This is a genomic window from Bradyrhizobium sp. USDA 4516 (assembly GCF_054055915.1).
The window spans coordinates 8,137,540-8,154,174 of sequence record NZ_JBSRXT010000001.1; the positions used below are offsets into that span (position 1 = coordinate 8,137,540).

Sequence of the window (16,635 nt, forward strand, 5' to 3'; positions counted from 1 at the left end):
TATGGCAAAACTAAACGAAGGCTGCGGCGGGCTGCCGCGGGGCTTCATCAGGGGGAACAGCAATATGCGTCGTGCCATTACCTTACTGTCCGCGAGCATGATCGCGCTTTCGGCGGGCGCCGCCTCGGCGCAGAACGCCAAGCCCCGCAACCTCATCCTGTTCGTCCCGGACGGCCTGCGTGGCGGCATCGTGACGCCGCAGACGGCGCCTGCGATGGCGGAAATCCGCGACAAGGGCGTCAACTTCAAGAATTCGCACTCGCTGTTCCCGACCTTCACGATGGCGAACAGCTCGGCGCTGTCGACCGGCCATTATCTCGGCGACACCGGCACCTTCTCCAACACGATCTATACCGGCTACACCTCGGCGCCGGCGGGCGACACCGTGGTCCCCTTCATCGAGAACGACGCGGTGCTCGCCGATGTCGACGATCACTTCAACGGCGACTACCTCAACGAGGAGACGCTGCTAAAGATGGCCCGCGGCCAGGGTTTCAGCACCGCCGCCATCGGCAAGGTCGGCCCGACCCTGCTGTTCGACCACACCGATCGCGGCAAGAACACGATCGTGGTCGACGATTCCACCGGCGGCAAGACCGGCGTGCCGCTCTCCGACGAGATGAAGGACGCGCTGACCAAAGCGGGCCTGCCGCTCGCCACGCCGAGCCGCGGCGACAATGCCAAGGCGGGCGACGCCAAGACACCCGGCACGACGGTCGCCAACGTCGCGCAGCAGGCCTACATGGCCGACGTCGCGACCAAGGTCGTGCTGCCGATGTTCAAGGCGCGCAACAAGCCGTTCGTGCTGGTGTTCTGGTCGCGCGATCCGGACGGCAGCCAGCACAACACCGGCGACAGCCTCAACAGCATCACCCCCGGCATCAACGGCCCGACCTCGATGGCCGGCATCAGGAATGCCGACAACAACCTCGCCCAGCTGCGCAAGGCGCTCGACGAGCTCGGGCTTTCCGCCGACACCAACATCATGGTCTCCTCCGACCACGGCTTCTCGACGATCTCGAAGGAGAGCAAGACCAGCCCCTCGGCCAAGATCGCCTATAGCGACACGCCGCAGGATTTCCTGCCGATGGGCTTTGTGGCGATCGACCTCGCCAAGGCGCTGGACCTGCCGCTGTTCGACCCCAACGACAAGAACGCCAAGGTCGCCGACAACGCCCACACGAAGGCCGGCAACGGCGTGCTCGGCCAGGACCCGGCCAAGCCCGATGTCGTGATCGCGACCAATGGCGGCTCGGACCTGATCTATCTGCCGAACCGCGACAAGAAGCTCGCCGACCGCGTCATCAAGGCGCTGCTCGAGCAGGACTATGTCAGCGGCCTGTTTGTCGACGACAAGCTCGGCACCTTCCCCGGCACGCTGCCGATGTCGAACCTCAATCTGAAGGGCAAGGCGGTGACACCGAACCCGTCGATCGTGGTCAATTTCCGCTCCTGGTCGAGCGGTTGCGAGATCCCGACCAACTGCTCGGTGCAGGTCGCCGACACCGTGCTGCGCCAGGGCCAGGGCATGCATGGCAGCTTCAGCCGCGGCGACACCTTCAACTTCACTGCGGCGATCGGCCCCGACTTCAAGGCGGGCTATGTCGATCCGCTACCGGTCAGCAACGCCGATGTCGGCATGACCGCCGCCCAGCTGCTCGGCCTGCGCGCGCCGAACAATGGCGGGCTGATCGGCCGAGTGATGTCGGAGGCGCTGCCGAACGGCATCGTGCCGAAGATGGTCGAGGGCACCATCATGTCGAAGAAGCCGTCGGCCAACGGCCTGCGCACCGTGTTGAAATTCCAGCGAGTGCTCTCGACCCGCTATTTCGACGTCGCCGGGTTTCCGGGGCGGACGCTCGGACTCGAGGAAACCGGCGGCAAACAGAAAACGGCGGGGAAGTAATCCCCGCCGTTTTCGTCGAATTCCAGTTACGCGGGATGATGGCTTACATCATCCCGATGTCGAACACGTTGGGGAGCTGCGCCGCGAGCGGCAGCGCGGTCGCGCCGACCAGCGTCGCCACCATCGCCGCCAGCGCGCGGCCGGTGCGGCGCTGACCGCGCATCTGGCCCGCGATCCACTCCAGGACCTTGGTGTCCATCTTGGCGCCCTGCCTCGGCGCCCAGCGATCGATCTCGGTGTCGGGCGACAGCGCCACCGTGCGCGGCGGCACCGGCAGGCCGGACTCGGAGGCGGCATGGTGGGCGATCGCCTTGGCGAGCAGATCGTCGAACCGGCCGCCATCGCTGCGCTCGGCGGCGGCCTCGTTGATCGCGAACAGCGCCTCGATCTCGGCCCGGCTGATCGGCTGATGCTCGACCGCGGCCGCCGTCAGGATGCGCGCGCACCAGGCAGCGTCATCGGCATCGAGAGACCGGGAGAAATGGATGCGGCCCTTGGTGGTCGGGCCTTCGCCGGTGATCACGCCGTCGCGCACAATGGTGAGCGCATGGGCGGCAGTCTTGCGGCAGGACGGATGCAACGCACCGCTGAGAGGCTCAGCGGTCTTGGTACTTGGGGTAGACATTGTGGGAGCTTTCAATTCCTATCTCAGGCCAGCTTTTCCATGCGGGCGTAAACGAGTGGTTAATGATTCGGAACTTGCGTTCCGAGATTTTTAGATGGTTGCTATTTGGTCGCTTTAAACGTCGTCACGGTTCAGTCCTATAGCAGCCAGGGCCGGCGTGATGACTGCGATAAGCGGCATTATCTGGGCATTTCCAAGCCTTTGTGCCGCAGCTGATGTTTCGCCGCAGGGATCCGGATCAAAACAAGTTGCTTGGAATTCCGTCCTCAAGGAGAAATGTTTCACCTTTTTTCAGAACCCGTTCACTTAAGCCTTATCCCGTCCTATACTGGAACAGACAGCCTCAAATACAAATTCAGTCACAACTTCAAAGAGATGAGGTAAAATCATGGCACTTCAGATTGGCGCCGTCGCCCCCGACTTCGAAGCCGAGACCACCGAAGGAAAGATCAAGTTCCATGACTGGATCGGCAACAGCTGGGCGCTTTTGTTCTCCCATCCCAAGGACTTCACCCCGGTCTGCACCACCGAGCTCGGTGCGCTCGCCCGCCTGAAGCCCGAGTTCGACAAGCGCGGCGTCAAGCTGATGGGCTTGTCGGTCGACCCGGTGGACCGCCACGCCAAATGGTCCGACGACATCAAGGAAACCCAAGGCGCGGCGCCGAACTATCCGATGATCGGCGACACCGATTTCAACGTGTCAAAGCTCTACGACATGCTGCCGGCCTCGACCTCGGGCGATCCCCTCACCCGCACCGCCGCCGACAACCAGACCGTCCGCAACGTGTTCGTGATCGGACCGGACAAGAAGATCAAGCTGGTGATGGTCTATCCGATGACCACCGGCCGGAATTTCCAGGAGATCCTGCGCTCGATCGACTCGCTGCAGATGACCGCCAAGCACCGCGTCGCCACCCCTGCCGACTGGAAGCAGGGCGAGGACGTGATCATCGCGGGCTCGGTCAGCGACGACGAAGCCAAGACGATCTACCCGCAGGGCTGGAAGGCGCCGAAGCCTTATATCCGCATCGTGCCGCAGCCGAAGTAGCGGCAGGCTCACTGCGTCCGGGTGACCCGCGCACAGCCGATCATCGTCTGGTTTCGTGACGATCTGCGGCTGTCGGATCACCCGGCGTTGCATGAGGCGGCGGCAAGCGGCGCGCCGGTCGTCGGCCTCTATGTGCGCGACGAAGAGAGCCGTGCATTGATGCCGCCGGCCGTACGTCGGCTCGGGGGTGCGACGCGCTGGTGGCTGGCGCAGTCGTTGCGCGCACTTGGCAAGAGCCTCACCATGGCAGGCGGATCGCTGGTGCTGCGCACCGGACCGGCCGCGTCGGTGATCGCCACGTTGGCGCGCGAAATCGGCGCACGCGCCGTATTCTGGAACGACATCGCGCAGGCTCCGCATCAGGCCGTTGCCAGAGAAGTCGAAGCCGCGCTCGCAAGTGACAGCATCGACTCGCAAATTTTCCGCGGCGATCTGCTCGTCGAACCGAAGGCGCTCCGCAACAAGGACAACCGGGCCTTGCGCGTGTTCACGCCGTTCTGGCGGCGCGTCCAAGGCCTCGGCGATCCGCCAAGGCCATTGCCGGCGCCGAAAAGACTCACATCCATCGGCGGCATCGCGAGCGACGCCCTCGATGACTGGGGTCTCGAACCGACACGGCCGGATTGGGCCGGCGGCCTGCGCGAGACCTGGACACCGGGTGAAGCCGCGGCGCAGGCGCGGCTGAAGCGATTCCTCGATGAGGGGATCAGCGGTTACGCCGACGACCGCGATCGGCCCGACCGCGACGGCACCTCGCGCCTGTCGCCGCATCTGCGCTTCGGCGAGATCAGCCCGCGGCAGGTCTTTCACGCGGCCCGCTTCGCCGCCGCGGAAGACTCGCGCCTTGCCGGCGACATCGACAAGTTCCTCAGCGAGCTCGGCTGGCGCGAATTCTGCCGCCATCTGCTGTTCGACGTCCCCGATATGGCGGATCGGAACTTGCAGGAGCTGTTCGATGCCTTTCGGTGGAGGCGCAACGCTCTCGCCCTGGAGGCGTGGCAACGCGGACTCACCGGCTATCCGATCGTCGATGCCGGCATGCGCGAGCTCTGGCACAGCGGCGTGATGCACAACCGGGTGCGAATGGTGGCGGCCTCGTTCCTGGTCAAGCACCTCTTGATCGACTGGCGCACAGGCGAACAATGGTTCTGGGATACGCTGGTCGATGCCGATGCCGGCTCCAATCCCGCCAACTGGCAATGGGTCGCGGGCTGCGGCGCTGACGCCGCGCCCTATTTCCGCGTCTTCAATCCGGTCCTGCAGGGCGAGAAATTCGACCCCGACGGCGGCTATGTCAGGCGCTGGGTGCCGGAGCTCGCGCAGCTCTCCAACGAGCTGATCCATCAGCCCTGGACAGCGACACCGATCGAGCTGGCGAGCGCCGGCATCGAACTCGGCAAGACGTACCCGCCGCCGATCGTTGATCACAAGCAGGGGCGCGAACGCGCGCTTGCAGCTTACGCGAAGATCCGTCGCAAAGACTAAGCGCGGCGATTGACCAGCAGCACCGCCGCGGCGCAGGCGGCCATGCCGGCAATGGCGACATGATCCAGCCGCTCGTCGAACAGGACGTAGGCCATCAGCGCGGTCACCGCCGGCACCAGATAGAACAGGCTCGCGACCGAGGTCGCGGCATGGTGACGGATCAGCCAGTACAACAGCCCGATCGAACCGATCGACAGCGCGAACACGAGCCAGGCCAGCGCCAGCACGAACTCGCCGGTCCAATGCACCACATTGGTCTCGAACACAAAGGCGCCGATACCGAAGAAGATCGTCACCGCGATGTACTGCACCAGATTGCCGGCGCGCCAGTCGATCCGGTTGCAATAGCGCCGTTGATAGAGCGTGCCCAAGGTGATGCTGATCAGCGAGACGCCGGAGGCGAGCCAGCCCCACCCCGCCTCGCCCGTCATCGGCCGGTTGTGCAGGATCAAGACGACGCCGGCGAGGCCGAGCACCAGCCCGCCCCATTGCAGCGGCGTGACGCGCTCGCCCAGCCAGCGGTTGGCAATGGTCGAGGTCAGGATCGGCTGCAGGCCCGGGATCAAGGCCGAGAGCCCCGCCGGAACCGAATGCGCGATCGCAATCGCGGTGCCGCCGAGGTAGAAGCCGTGCACCAGGATGCCGGCGACCGCGCTGTGGAAAATACCAGTCCGGTCCGGCCAGTTCGGCCGCGCGATCGCGGCGATGACCGCCATCACCACCACCACGAACGCCATCCGGATCGCCAGATAGGTCAGCGGCTCCGCATTGTTGATGACGTATTTGGTGCCGATGAATCCGGTGCTCCACAGCACGACAAAGATCGCCGGCGCCAGACGAGCGGCAGTTTCCTCGAAGCTCTTGTTCATTGCAGACCGTCATTGCCTGAAGATGAAGCAACCAGCAATCGCGAATTTTGTGGGGTGCCGCGCCCGTTTCCGCAAGCACACTTTCTTCCAGGCGCAAGCAGGCACGACAGTGGGGATGAGTCGCAATTCAAGATGACCAACACGCGGTGTCATCACCCGCGCATGACGCCGGAAGGAAGGAGAATGAGAGCTCACGGCTCTTTCCTGGCGTCGTCCCTGCGAAAGCAGGGACCCATACTCCGCGGCGGTTGTTGTGAACGGGACTCGTCGTATCAGCATCGCGCAACAATCAGCATTTGTGGTTATGGGTCCCTGCTCCCGTGCGCAATTGCGCACTAGGCAGGGACGACACTGGCTGTGTTGCGCGGTCAGTGGTTTGACAGGTTTTCACTGAGTTGCCCGTCGGGTCGACTTGCCGCGGTGACAGAGGCTCGCGAGCTCGCCGACCTCGCCAGTCCTCTCACGCGAAGCGCCGGCCGCACGCGCTGCCAATCACGACGATTTGTCCTCAGGGATGCCATGCGCGTTTATCGGATGCGACATGCCGCCCTCACCGATACGCTTCGGCAGAATCTCGCAGCCGTCGGTCGCGGCACGTTCCGGATTGCACTGGAATATACCGTCGCCGAATACCGGCGGCCAAAAACATTGCACAAGAAGAGCCGGCCACGAGCCGGACAAGAAGAAAAACAATGGATCAAGTGGCGTTGGTCGTCGTTCGGGCGGTCGAGAGCGGCGCGACGACGACGAAAGATATTATCGGCGTGACCAGATTGTCGCGTCTCAAGGTCGAGCGTGCACTGAGCACGCTGGAGAAGCAGAAGCTGCTCCTCCGCGAACGGCAGGGCTCGTGGGCCCTCGGCTTTCCCGTGGCTCCGACGGTCAGGCAATGTGGATCATGCACCCTCTGCTGCAAGGTGCTTGAGGTGACCCATCTCAGCAAGCCGGTGAATACGGTCTGCAGCCACATCCTGGCGGGCGGCGGATGCGAGATCTACCACGAGCGTCCCCGGCAGTGCCGCTCATTCAGCTGTGCCTGGCTGCAAGGCCACCTCGATGATGATTGGTTTCCCGAGACCACGGGCATGGTGCCGCATTTCGGGCTCGACGCGCTGAATGTGCAGGTCGACCTCGATGATCCCGACCGCTGGCGCGAGGAACCCTATTTCAGCAAGCTGTGCGAACTTTCGTTGAAGGGCCTCAGGGTAAGTGAAGGGCGGCCGTATGCCACCCTCGTCATCGTCGGTCAGGACCGCTACCTGCTGCTCGGGCGGACCATCGTGCCCGATCCAACGCTGTTCGGCACCGCCTTCGTGCCGATTACGCTCGACACCTTCCGCTACTGGAAGGCAACATCGCTTGAGCATCTGCAGCGGTTGAACGATCGGGTCATGGAGATCCAGCGCATCCAGCAGGAGTTCGGCCATTGCGCCATCCCTGACGACGACGATCCCTCCCCGCCTTACCGGCCGGCTCTTCTCCAACGGTCGAAGGAACTGGGCGTGATACGCACGACGTGACGACAGCCGGACACAGCGCAGGTCAGCTCGTCATCTCAGGTGATACTTCCTGCCGTTGGTATTCGGGTCTGTGTTGTCGCTGGTCGAGAACATCAAGGCCGGGCCGAAGTAATTCCAGGTGTCCCGGTAAAATGCGAAGCGGCCGGCACCCTTGTCGATGATCTCTTGCTGGGCGGTGTTCGCGGGCCCGAGAAGCCGGTCGTCTTCGTACAATCGGGCAGTCTCGAGCGTGCCGTCCACGTATTTGACGGGGATGAGATACGCATATCCCTTGTAAAGACGGAAGGCGCCACGCAACAGGTTCCTGTCGATCGGACTCGGAGGAACCAGAAAAAGGAATGCGCTCGACGCCAAGGCAAAGAGCGTCGATCCGATCGCGATGCGCGTGCTGGCAGATGTCCTCAACGATACTTTTCCCTTGGCTCTTGCTTGCGAGGCTTCCCGCCTTCTGTAGCGCGCGCCTGCGGCGCAGACAACCGACCGCCCGCCGCCACGCCTTGTTGCGAGCCGGATCTGGCTCGCGATATTTCCGCATCGAACGACAATCAGATTGTCGCCGCGCGGCCGGCTGATCGGCCCAGGACTGCCATCAGCACCGTCGCGACGGCGCAGCACGCGAGCGCAACCTCCCAGCCTCCGGTCGCATCATGGGCAAGTCCGGCGAGCGGCGGACCCGCAGCGGCGAGCGAGTAGCCGAGGCACTGCGCCATGCCGGACAGCGCGGCCGCCTGGTGGCTATGCGAGGTTCGCAGGCTGACGAATGTCAAGCCGAGGATGAAGGCTGCACCCGCCCCGAAGCCGAACAGCGCGACCCACAGCATTGCGAGCGACGGACACTGCCACAATCCCAGCAGCGAGACGCAGGTTGCAAGCGACACGGCAATCGCAATCCCGCGCTGGTCCTTCATGCGCCGGACCATCGGCCCGAGGATCAGGCCGGGAAGCGCGGTCGCCAATTGCAACACACCGTGCAGCGTACCCGCCGTCGCCGCCGGGTAGCTTGCCTGCACGAGGATGGCGGGCAACCATCCGACGATGATGTAGAACACCAGCGAGGTCAGGCCGAGGAAGCCCGTCACCTGCCAGGCGAGCAGCGAGTGCCAGATGCGCCCGCGATGCGGCGACGAGGCCAGCTCGACCGTCGGGGCCAAGTGCGCCCCCAGCTGGGGTGCCCAGGCTATCAGCGCCACCAACGGAAAGATCAGCGTGCTCGCAAGCGAGAGATGCCAGTTCGATCCCGGGATTTGGGCGAGCGGGATTGCCACGACCGATGCGAGCGCCTGGGCCAATGCGGACGTGATCGCGTAAGCGCCGGTCAGGCTGGCGATGCGAGTCGGAAAGTCCCGCTTGAGCAGGCTCGGCAGCAGCACATTTCCAACGGCGATTCCGGCACCAATGGTGGCGGTGCCCGCGAACAGCGCCCAGACCGGACCGGACGAGCGCAGCGCGATCCCGGCCGCGATGACAAGCAGCGCACCGAACAGCGACCGCTCGATGCCCCATTCGCGCCCGAGCACAGCTGCGACCGGTGAGATCGCGGCGAACGCCAGCAAGGGCAGCGTCGTCAGGATTCCGGCCTCCGCCGCGCTGATCCCGCTGGTCTCACTGATCATGCCGAGCATCGGCGCGACGCCGGTAATGGGCGCGCGGAGCGTCGAGGCGATCAGCAGGATCCCCGTCAACAACAGCCCCTGCCCGCCCAGCGTGCGCATCGGTGCTATCATCGTCATCGCATGCTCCTGCCCATCTGAATGCGCCAAGCTATCGACTTGGCTGTCGGAAGAATTTACATATCTATTCTATCGATCGCTAAATTCGGTCACTCAACGGGTTTCCAGCTCCGTTATGGGCTTTCAACTTCGCTATCCCTGGCCGGACCTTGATCCGGATGACGTCGCGGCGGCGGCCATCGCCGTGCGCCTCGACGTCACCGAAAACAAGGTCGAGGCGGCCGAGCATGCGCACCGGAAGGGACAGCTCGTCTTCGCGCTCGGCGGCGGCGTGATGTGCCGCGTTCCGAACGGGTTGTGGATGGTGCCGCCGCATTGCGGCGTCTGGCTTCCCGGCGGCACGCGCCACACCAATATCGCAACCGCCAATGCACGAATCTTCTTCGTCTTCATCGAGCCCGGTGCCGCCGACCTGCCCGACCGCTGCTGCGCATTGTCGATCTCACCCTTGCTGCGAGAGCTGATCATCGCGCTTTCCGACCGTATGCAGCAGGACCACGGCACTGAAACCCTCGTTGCGCAATTGCTGCTGAGCGAATTGCCGCGTATGCCGCTGCAGCTGCATCTGCCGATCTCGCCCGAGCCACGCTTGCGACGGATCGCGGCAGCGCTCGCCGACGATCCGGCCGATCGCCGCACGATCGCCGAATGGGCCGAACGCGTGGCGCTGAGCGAGAGCAGTCTCGCGCGTCTCATCCTGAGGGAAACCGGCCTGACATTCGGACGCTGGCGTCAGCAACTGCATTTGATCGTCGCGTTGCGCGAACTCTCCGCCGGCGCGAGCGTTCAGCAGGTCTCGTCCGAGCTCGGTTATGAATCCGTCACAGCCTTCATCACCATGTTCAAGAAGGCGCTCGGCAAGCCACCGGCGAAATATCTCAGCGATATCATGCAAGGGAGCGGCTCGGCGTTCGCGGCTGGCGGGCGAATTTAGGAACACCGGTCGGCAACGGACGTTTTCGACATATCGGGCGAACGACAAGCGAGCCGCCTACGCCAAGCCAATGCAGCGAGGATGCCAGATGCCCTACGCGCTGTTCGATCGCGACAGACAGATCGACAAGGCTTTTCCGACGGAGAAGCAAGCGTGGGAACATGCACTGATCTGCGGACTGATCTTCGACGTTCCGGTGGCGGATGAAGCGCCGGGCCAGGTGCTGCCGGCCGGCTATCACATGAAGCGAATTCCCGGCGACAGCGAAGTGTTCGAACCGGCGCCCGAATGGAAGTTACCGAACGAAATTTCGTGATCGGCCCGCGGCAGGGTTGCCGGTTGCGATCGTGACGTTGCGCGATAAGTAACGCCGAACCAGACCAACAATTCAGGATGAGCGCATGGCCGAAACCGGCAAGATTTTTCACGTTCGCTGCGTCGACAACACGTTGCAGCGGGACACGCTCTCGCTCGGACGCGTCTACGAGGTGACAAGGGATATCGAACGTGACGGCTATTACGAGCTCAGCGGATTGGGCCGCTTCAGCCGGTCCAGATTCGAGGTCGTCGAGCCGAACGACGACACGGCCGAAGTCCGGCGGACGTCTCGATCAAAATAGACAGGAGAGCGCGATGCCCAGAGGCGACAAGTCGAGCTATACCGACAAGCAGAAACGGCAGGCCGAGCACATCGAGGAAGGCTACGAGACGCGTGGTGTTCCGGATCGCGAGGCCGAGCGGCGCGCATGGGCGACCGTCAACAAGGAGACCCACGGCGGCAAGAAGAGCGGTTCCGGCCGCGGCACGCGCGAGGATCATTCCCCGTCGCGCAAGGGCGGCAAGCTCGGCGGCAAGGCGGCCGCGAGCCGCCCCGCGGCGGAGCGGTCGCGCTCGGCGAAAAAGGCGGCACGTACCCGCAAGCGCCGGGCCGCCTGACCGGCCGCGGGCGCCCCCACAGACAGCAAGACAATACCGCACGCCCGAGCATGATCCGGGAAGTGCGCAGCGATTTTTCGAAAAAATCATGCTCAAACAATGAGCTAGAACGCGATGACGACGGCACCCGATCTCATCGCGCGTTAGGCGACGGCTCGCAAATGCGTGATCGGGTGCCACCACCGGTTGCCTTCATTTCGGCACCTATCGGGAACAGGCTGTCGGCCCAGGAAGCAAAAGCGAAGCAAAGGCGGCCACCGCAGGGGGTGCCTGCAATTGACGTATCGGTCCCATAGCAGCTGGCAGGACGTGGATCTGCGCAATCTCGTCCGGGTCATATCGGCCTGCACCCTCGGGCTTTGGGCATTTGCGGCCGGCCTCCTGATCGGGACCTTCCTGCTTTGATGGATCAGCGCGGCACGCGCCGCCTTCCTACCCGCCACTCAAGTGATGCGCGGCGACGAACAGGACGAGCGCACTAAGCACCAATGCCGACGTAGCGCCGGCAACGCTACGCGCGAGTTCAGCCTTCGAAAGATTGGATCTGGTTGCCATTGCAGCCTCCCGTTCGCGCGAGCTGAGCCACAGCCGCTCCGGCGGTCAGGCTCGCTCATGGAGACATTCGCATCACCAGGATGAACGCATCCTGAGCAAAACGAACCGCCGGCGCCTCTGTTCCAAAATCTGACCCAGGGGATCGCTTTCGGAACCCGGGCGTTGACCGCATGCGGCAAGCCGGCCGAGCCGCGCCGGAATTGGAAATCGGAGATGCCATGGTGATCCGCTGGGGGACACCCTCGGCTGGATCATCATCGCTGTCATCTTCAGCCTTGCCTCGCGCGGCAGCCTCGACATCCTCTCGGTCGCGCAGGCGCAGTTCGGCACCCTCGCCTTCCTCGCGGTCAGCTTCACGATCGGCCGGCGGCTGGTGTTCCGGCTGATCCGCTGGGCCAACGACAATCTGGTCTCTTCTGCGGCGGTGATCACCGTGATCCTGCTGTTGATGAGCGGGATGGCGATGATCACGCATCTGATCGGCGTGCACACCGTGCTCGGCGCCTTCATCGCCGGCGTGCTGGTCGGGGAATCCCCGATCCTGACCCGGCAGATCGACGAGCGGCTGCGCGGGCTGATCTCGAGCCTGTTCATGCCGGTGTTCTTCGGGCTTGCCGGCCTCAGCGCCGACCTCACGGTGCTGAAGGATCCATCGGTGCTGGGGCTGACCGCGGCGCTGGTGCTGATTGCGAGCATCGGCAAGTTCGGCGGGGCCTTCGTCGGCGGCGCGCTGGGCGGGCTGACGCGGCAGGAATCCTACGCACTGGCGAGCGGCATGAATGCGCGCGGCTCGACCGAGGTGATCATCGCCACCATCGGCCTGTCGATGGGGGTGCTGAGCCAGACCATGTTCTCGATGATCGTGACCATGGCGATCCTGACCACGATGGCGATGCCGCCGATGCTGCGCAGCGCGCTGGCGCGGCTGCCGCTCGGCCAGGACGAGAAGGAGCGGCTGGAGCGCGAGGAATATGAGCAGCGCGGCTTCGTCGCCAATCTCGAGCGGCTGCTGCTCGCGGTCGACGAGAGCAGCAACGCGACATTCGCCGCGCATCTCGCCGGCCAGCTTGCCGGTGGGCGCGGCCTGCCGATCACTGTGCTGCATGTCGGCGCCAATGCCAAGCTGCAGGAGAAGAACCGTGCCGATGAGGAGAGCCCCGAGGCGGCGGTCATCAACGCGGCCAAGGCGAGCGCCGAAGCCGATGCCGACGGCGGCGGCAATGTCGACGTCATCAGCCGCGCCCGCGAGGAGACGGCGGCGGAGGCGATCGCCGAGGAAGCCAAAAAAGGTTTCGACCTGCTGGTGGTCGGCATGGACGCGGTCGCCGGTCCCGACGGCGGCTTCGACCGGCGGCTCGACGACCTGACCTCCGGCTTCGACGGCCCGCTGGCGATCGCGGCCGCCAAGGGCGTGCAGAAGGAGCCGACGGCGAATGCGCGGAAGATCCTGGTGCCGGTCTCGGGCAGCAACGTCTCGCGGCGCGGAGCCGAGGTCGCGATCGCGCTGGCGCGCCTCTCAAGCGAGCCGCTGCAGGTGGTCTACGTCTCGACCACGCGCGACAAGGGCGCCCGCCGCACCAGCCCCAGCATGTCGCTCGCGCATGAGGAGGCGATCCTGAAGGACATCGCGGCGACCGCGGCGCGCTATGACATCAACGTGACGACGCGGCTGCGCGCTAATACCGCACCTGAGATCGCGATCCTGCAGGAGATCGCGTCAAGCCGCGCCGACCTTGTCGTGATCGGCGTCGACCGCATCCAGGGCGACAGGCTGAATTTCGGCAGCATCGCCGCGGCCGTGCTCGGCAAGTCGAAGGCGTCCGTGCTGCTGGTGTCGGATGGCGACGTCAGGCCCAAGACTTGAATTCCCAAGACCTGAACCCCAGGACTTGAAGGCCCAAAACCTGGAACAAGGAGCGCGTCCGCGCCTACCACTCTTCCGGACAGGGATCGACGATCTTCCAGAGATCGACCCCGTTCTTGATCTTCTTCATCTCGGTGGTGAGCCCGCCATTGCGGCGGATCCAGTCCTTCACCGTATCGGGGTAGTAGGACATCAAGTCGGAGGTGCCCTCGAGGCTGGTGACCTTGATGCCGAACGTGAAGGCCTTGTCGTAATAGGCCTGGTGGAAGCCGATGCTGGCCCGCGGCGTAACGCAGATCTTGTTCAGCGGCACGATGCCGAACACCAGCGTGCAGGCCGAGTTGCAGATGCCGTCGATCACGACGCGCTCGCGGCGCTCGCGGATCTGCTTGTACTTAGCCTTGTACTCCTCGACATAGCCGCCATGGTCGCGCGTGATGTGCAGCACCGCCCGCGCGGGCGTCGCAGCCAGAACCGAGAGCAGCAAGGCGACAAGGGGCGTGATGCGCATGGATCGTTCGAAACCGCGGGAAAGGCCGGGCCCGAGCGGACCTGACCGCAAGACTCTGGCCGGACTGTGTTGGCAATCCGTTAAGCATCCGCAAAAAGGCAAAATTTGGCGCGCTGTGGCTGATTTCCCGCAGCTTTTGGCCCCGATTCCGGGTTAAATGGACCCCGGGGCGGCCCACAATGCCGATTCCCGTAAATGACCGGAGGCCGCCCATGACCAAGACCAAGCTTTTCGCCGCCCTCGCTCTGGCCGTGATGGCCCTGACCCCGGCGGCTGCGGCCGACCTCACGGCCCATCCGCGCCACCACCGGCATCACCACCACGCCCATTGGGGCCTGCCCTACCACATCAGCTATCTGCACAATTACGGCCCCGGCCCGACTGCCGGCAGCTTCGCCTATTACGACGGCTCCCCGCGCAACAAGTGCTACCAGAGCGCGGCCGCCTATATCGGCCAGGACCACCGACGGCATCCCTGCTTCTGACGGCTATAAGGGAGACGGCGGGACGTGCCGGCACCGCTGGGTGCCGCGCTCCGTGCCTGCCTGCTGGCCCTCCCCGCCCAAGTCTGATAATCGACCCGCTACGCGCTCGTAGCTCAGCTGGATAGAGCATCGGATTTCGATTCCGAGGGTCGGGAGTTCGAATCTCTCCGAGCGCGCCAGCGATTTTACCGATAGATCAATATTTTAAGCCGCGCTCATTTCGTTCTGAGTGAGCGTTTTCGCGTTGCGTCTGTTCTGAAGCGATGCTGCAAGATGAGAACGACCCCGACGCCGCGCGCCGAGGCCGCCCCTGTGGCTCCCAGCCGGGTTGGGGGTATGAGAGCCGGGAGCCGGAAGACACTACTTCCAAAACCACCGCTCGTTCCTGCCGCCAATAGCACCAATAGGGATTACCTCCCGGCCAGGCTCGCCGAAAAACGATATCAGAATTGGAGTGATAGTATCGGCCGCCCTGCCGACGAGAGGGACGGTTAGCAAATCGGCAACTAGATCGGCGCAGGCTTCTCAGAGGGACGGGACCGTTGGGGACGCAGCACGGTCACGTTTCGGAGGAGCTGACGTGTAGGCCCTGGCGTCGGCTCCTCTCTTAGAAGCTTGTGTGAGTTCGGCAACAGCCGTCTCTCCGCGGATCTGCTAAGGAAATGACACTGGGAATTTCAGGGCCCCAGCGCTGGGAATGACAGGGCGCCGCCGGGACAAACCATTTCGGGCCCGGCGGCGTAGCTTTTAGGTCGGCGTCACAGTATCGATGCCGAGCGATCCGAGCACCGCGCGAGCTCGATCCGGCAGCCGATTGTTGCAGCGATCCTGCCACGAAACCATTTTCATCAGCGGACGAAACCGGGCGGAAACATTTGACCGGTACCACTTCTCCCAAACAATAATGGGGAAGTGTCATGATGGAAGCGACCATTGTCGCGCTGCTGCTCCTCAGCGCCGCTGTGTTTTTTGCGCACGCCTACGACGCCCTGCATACGCATTGACGGGATCGGCATCGCTTAAGTCTGCGTATCGTCCACCAGGGTCTGTGGGCTTGCGCGAGCCATCGACCGCGCCCTAATCCCGCCCGCCCTTCTCTCCGAACCACCGCCGGCACGCCCGGCTGAAGCTCGTCGCGTCGGTATAGCCGAGCGCGGCCGCCATTTGGTCGCGCGATTGGGTGCCTGCCGCGAGCATGATCCTCGCGCGCTCGCGTAGCACGCCGTCGAGCAGCGGGCGGAAGGCGCAGCCGGTCTCGGCGAGCCGCCGCACCAGCGTTCGCCGCGAAGTGCCGACGAGGCGCGCGGCCTCCTCCTCGGCGAGGCGCTGCGGCAGGCGCGCCGCGATCAGGCGCTCGACGATCCCCGCCAGCGCCGCGGTGTCGGGCTGCGGATTTTCGATCGCCTCGAGCGCTTCAATGGCCTTGGCGTGCAATTGCGGATCGGCAAACGGCGACGGCCGTGCGCCGAGCGCTTTCGGCACCTCGAAGATGAAGGCGGCGGCGTTGAACTTCACCGCGCAGGAATAATGCTCGAGCAGCCGCTCCGCGCCCGCAGGCGGCGACCAGGGAAATTGCAGTGTCGCCTCACCGATCGCATCCTCGAGCAGCTGCACGTACACGGCGTGCACGTTGAGGCTGACCGCCAGCGCCACGGCGTGCCACAGCCCTTCGTCCATCGCGACGGCGGGAGAGATTTCGATCTGGATCGCGCGCGCTGTCTTGCGCAGCCGGTTGCGGACGAAGGGCGCGCGGGTCGACCCGAAGCGCGCGCCGGTCGCCAACGCATCCGCGATGGTCGGCGCCGTCCTGGTCGCGACATCGAGCGCGCCTTGCAGCGATGTCGACCACACCGCCGCGGCCGACAACGGCCACAGCTCGCCATGCCGGCGGGTGATGTTGGCCGCCAGCACCACCAGCGAGGATACCGGCATGTGAGCGCCGGGCTGGTCGAGCGCCTCGAGCCGAATTCCGGTGCCCTTCAGCAGCTCGTCGCGATCGCCTCGCGTCTGGCCAAATGCCCGCACCAGGGCCCGCGCATAGACCGCGGAGACCGGCGTGCGAAGGGCATCGGATTCCGATCCGTGCATGGCGTCGGCGACCTCCCCCTCGCGAACGTCCGGCCGAACAAGCTTGGCGCAAAATGCCACAAAATTGGCCTGTTGTGAA

General features: G+C 64.5%; 16 protein-coding genes and 1 tRNA gene. 11 read left to right on the forward strand and 6 right to left on the reverse strand.

The window, feature by feature from the left end:
- Positions 1-64: 64 nt before the first annotated feature.
- Positions 65-1,906, forward strand: coding sequence for an alkaline phosphatase family protein (locus tag ACVI1L_RS37625; protein ID WP_456785148.1), 1,842 nt, complete (start codon positions 65-67; stop codon positions 1,904-1,906).
- A 43-nt stretch (positions 1,907-1,949) separates the two neighbouring features.
- Here the strand turns inward: ACVI1L_RS37625 and ACVI1L_RS37630 are convergent, their stop codons facing one another.
- A complete protein-coding gene (locus ACVI1L_RS37630; RefSeq protein WP_057017042.1) occupies positions 1,950-2,531 on the reverse strand; it encodes a hypothetical protein in 582 nt (193 codons plus the stop codon).
- Between the two features lie 388 nt (positions 2,532-2,919).
- Between ACVI1L_RS37630 and ACVI1L_RS37635 the strand changes: the two genes are divergently transcribed.
- Positions 2,920-3,579, forward strand: a complete 660-nt coding sequence (locus ACVI1L_RS37635; protein WP_028337644.1) for a peroxiredoxin — start codon at positions 2,920-2,922, stop codon at positions 3,577-3,579.
- Between the two features lie 21 nt (positions 3,580-3,600).
- Complete coding sequence (locus ACVI1L_RS37640) at positions 3,601-5,064, forward strand: cryptochrome/photolyase family protein (RefSeq protein ID WP_229191873.1); 1,464 nt, start codon at positions 3,601-3,603, stop codon at positions 5,062-5,064.
- On the opposite strand, the gene ACVI1L_RS37645 is transcribed toward ACVI1L_RS37640, so the two are convergent.
- Positions 5,061-5,933 carry a DMT family transporter gene (locus ACVI1L_RS37645; RefSeq protein WP_050385698.1) on the reverse strand — a complete coding sequence of 291 codons (873 nt, stop codon included), beginning with the start codon at positions 5,931-5,933 and terminating at the stop codon, positions 5,061-5,063. The genes ACVI1L_RS37640 and ACVI1L_RS37645 overlap by 4 nt on opposite strands.
- A 692-nt stretch (positions 5,934-6,625) precedes the next feature.
- Between ACVI1L_RS37645 and ACVI1L_RS37650 the strand changes: the two genes are divergently transcribed.
- Complete coding sequence (locus ACVI1L_RS37650; protein ID WP_456785149.1) at positions 6,626-7,453, forward strand: YkgJ family cysteine cluster protein; 828 nt, start codon at positions 6,626-6,628, stop codon at positions 7,451-7,453.
- 30 nt (positions 7,454-7,483) lie between these two features.
- Here the strand turns inward: ACVI1L_RS37650 and ACVI1L_RS37655 are convergent, their stop codons facing one another.
- The gene (locus ACVI1L_RS37655) at positions 7,484-8,068 is read right to left on the reverse strand and encodes a hypothetical protein (protein WP_456785691.1); all 585 of its coding nucleotides are present in this window, start codon (positions 8,066-8,068) and stop codon (positions 7,484-7,486) included.
- Entirely contained in the window at positions 7,999-9,183 is a 1,185-nt protein-coding gene (locus ACVI1L_RS37660) for an MFS transporter (protein WP_456785150.1), read from the reverse strand. The genes ACVI1L_RS37655 and ACVI1L_RS37660 overlap by 70 nt, the downstream gene beginning before the upstream one ends.
- Before the next feature lie 115 nt (positions 9,184-9,298).
- Here ACVI1L_RS37660 and ACVI1L_RS37665 point away from each other — a divergent pair, with 115 nt between their 5' ends.
- The 5 genes from ACVI1L_RS37665 to ACVI1L_RS37685 all read left to right on the forward strand — a co-directional run bounded on the left by ACVI1L_RS37665 (position 9,299) and on the right by ACVI1L_RS37685 (position 13,472).
- Positions 9,299-10,117 (forward strand): AraC family transcriptional regulator, encoded by an 819-nt coding sequence (locus ACVI1L_RS37665; protein ID WP_456785151.1) that lies wholly within the window; start codon positions 9,299-9,301, stop codon positions 10,115-10,117.
- A gap of 88 nt (positions 10,118-10,205) precedes the next feature.
- On the forward strand, positions 10,206-10,433 hold the full coding sequence (locus ACVI1L_RS37670; protein WP_076831268.1) for a hypothetical protein: 228 nt from the start codon (positions 10,206-10,208) through the stop codon (positions 10,431-10,433).
- 85 nt (positions 10,434-10,518) lie between these two features.
- On the forward strand, positions 10,519-10,737 hold the full coding sequence (locus tag ACVI1L_RS37675; protein ID WP_253589996.1) for a hypothetical protein: 219 nt from the start codon (positions 10,519-10,521) through the stop codon (positions 10,735-10,737).
- 13 nt (positions 10,738-10,750) lie between these two features.
- Entirely contained in the window at positions 10,751-11,053 is a 303-nt protein-coding gene (locus ACVI1L_RS37680) for a hypothetical protein (protein ID WP_050385697.1), read from the forward strand.
- 784 nt (positions 11,054-11,837) lie between these two features.
- Positions 11,838-13,472, forward strand: a complete 1,635-nt coding sequence (locus ACVI1L_RS37685) for a universal stress protein (RefSeq protein ID WP_456785659.1) — start codon at positions 11,838-11,840, stop codon at positions 13,470-13,472.
- Positions 13,473-13,536: 64 nt separating this feature from the next.
- Here ACVI1L_RS37685 and ACVI1L_RS37690 read toward each other — a convergent pair whose 3' ends face one another.
- The gene (locus tag ACVI1L_RS37690) at positions 13,537-13,983 is read right to left on the reverse strand and encodes a hypothetical protein (protein WP_018272072.1); all 447 of its coding nucleotides are present in this window, start codon (positions 13,981-13,983) and stop codon (positions 13,537-13,539) included.
- Positions 13,984-14,195: 212 nt separating this feature from the next.
- Here ACVI1L_RS37690 and ACVI1L_RS37695 point away from each other — a divergent pair, with 212 nt between their 5' ends.
- Positions 14,196-14,468, forward strand: coding sequence for a hypothetical protein (locus ACVI1L_RS37695; protein ID WP_076831273.1), 273 nt, complete (start codon positions 14,196-14,198; stop codon positions 14,466-14,468).
- A gap of 102 nt (positions 14,469-14,570) precedes the next feature.
- Positions 14,571-14,647 (forward strand) — tRNA-Arg (locus tag ACVI1L_RS37700).
- An 898-nt stretch (positions 14,648-15,545) separates the two neighbouring features.
- On the opposite strand, the gene ACVI1L_RS37705 is transcribed toward ACVI1L_RS37700, so the two are convergent.
- A complete protein-coding gene (locus tag ACVI1L_RS37705) occupies positions 15,546-16,556 on the reverse strand; it encodes a helix-turn-helix domain-containing protein (protein WP_456785152.1) in 1,011 nt (336 codons plus the stop codon).
- Positions 16,557-16,635 lie beyond the last annotated feature (79 nt).

Bases quoted from the DNA above. Each gene is read 5' to 3' on its own strand.
- ACVI1L_RS37625 (WP_456785148.1), top strand. From the start codon at position 65: ATGCGTCGTGCCATTACCTTACTGTCCGCGAGCATGATCGCGCTTTCG.
- ACVI1L_RS37630 (WP_057017042.1), bottom strand. From the start codon at position 2,531: ATGTCTACCCCAAGTACCAAGACCGCTGAGCCTCTCAGCGGTGCGTTG.
- ACVI1L_RS37635 (WP_028337644.1), top strand. From the start codon at position 2,920: ATGGCACTTCAGATTGGCGCCGTCGCCCCCGACTTCGAAGCCGAGACC.
- ACVI1L_RS37645 (WP_050385698.1), bottom strand. From the start codon at position 5,933: ATGAACAAGAGCTTCGAGGAAACTGCCGCTCGTCTGGCGCCGGCGATC.
- ACVI1L_RS37650 (WP_456785149.1), top strand. From the start codon at position 6,626: ATGGATCAAGTGGCGTTGGTCGTCGTTCGGGCGGTCGAGAGCGGCGCG.
- ACVI1L_RS37660 (WP_456785150.1), bottom strand. From the start codon at position 9,183: ATGACGATGATAGCACCGATGCGCACGCTGGGCGGGCAGGGGCTGTTG.
- ACVI1L_RS37665 (WP_456785151.1), top strand. From the start codon at position 9,299: ATGGGCTTTCAACTTCGCTATCCCTGGCCGGACCTTGATCCGGATGAC.
- ACVI1L_RS37670 (WP_076831268.1), top strand. From the start codon at position 10,206: ATGCCCTACGCGCTGTTCGATCGCGACAGACAGATCGACAAGGCTTTT.
- ACVI1L_RS37675 (WP_253589996.1), top strand. From the start codon at position 10,519: ATGGCCGAAACCGGCAAGATTTTTCACGTTCGCTGCGTCGACAACACG.
- ACVI1L_RS37680 (WP_050385697.1), top strand. From the start codon at position 10,751: ATGCCCAGAGGCGACAAGTCGAGCTATACCGACAAGCAGAAACGGCAG.
- ACVI1L_RS37690 (WP_018272072.1), bottom strand. From the start codon at position 13,983: ATGCGCATCACGCCCCTTGTCGCCTTGCTGCTCTCGGTTCTGGCTGCG.
- ACVI1L_RS37695 (WP_076831273.1), top strand. From the start codon at position 14,196: ATGACCAAGACCAAGCTTTTCGCCGCCCTCGCTCTGGCCGTGATGGCC.
- ACVI1L_RS37705 (WP_456785152.1), bottom strand. From the start codon at position 16,556: ATGCACGGATCGGAATCCGATGCCCTTCGCACGCCGGTCTCCGCGGTC.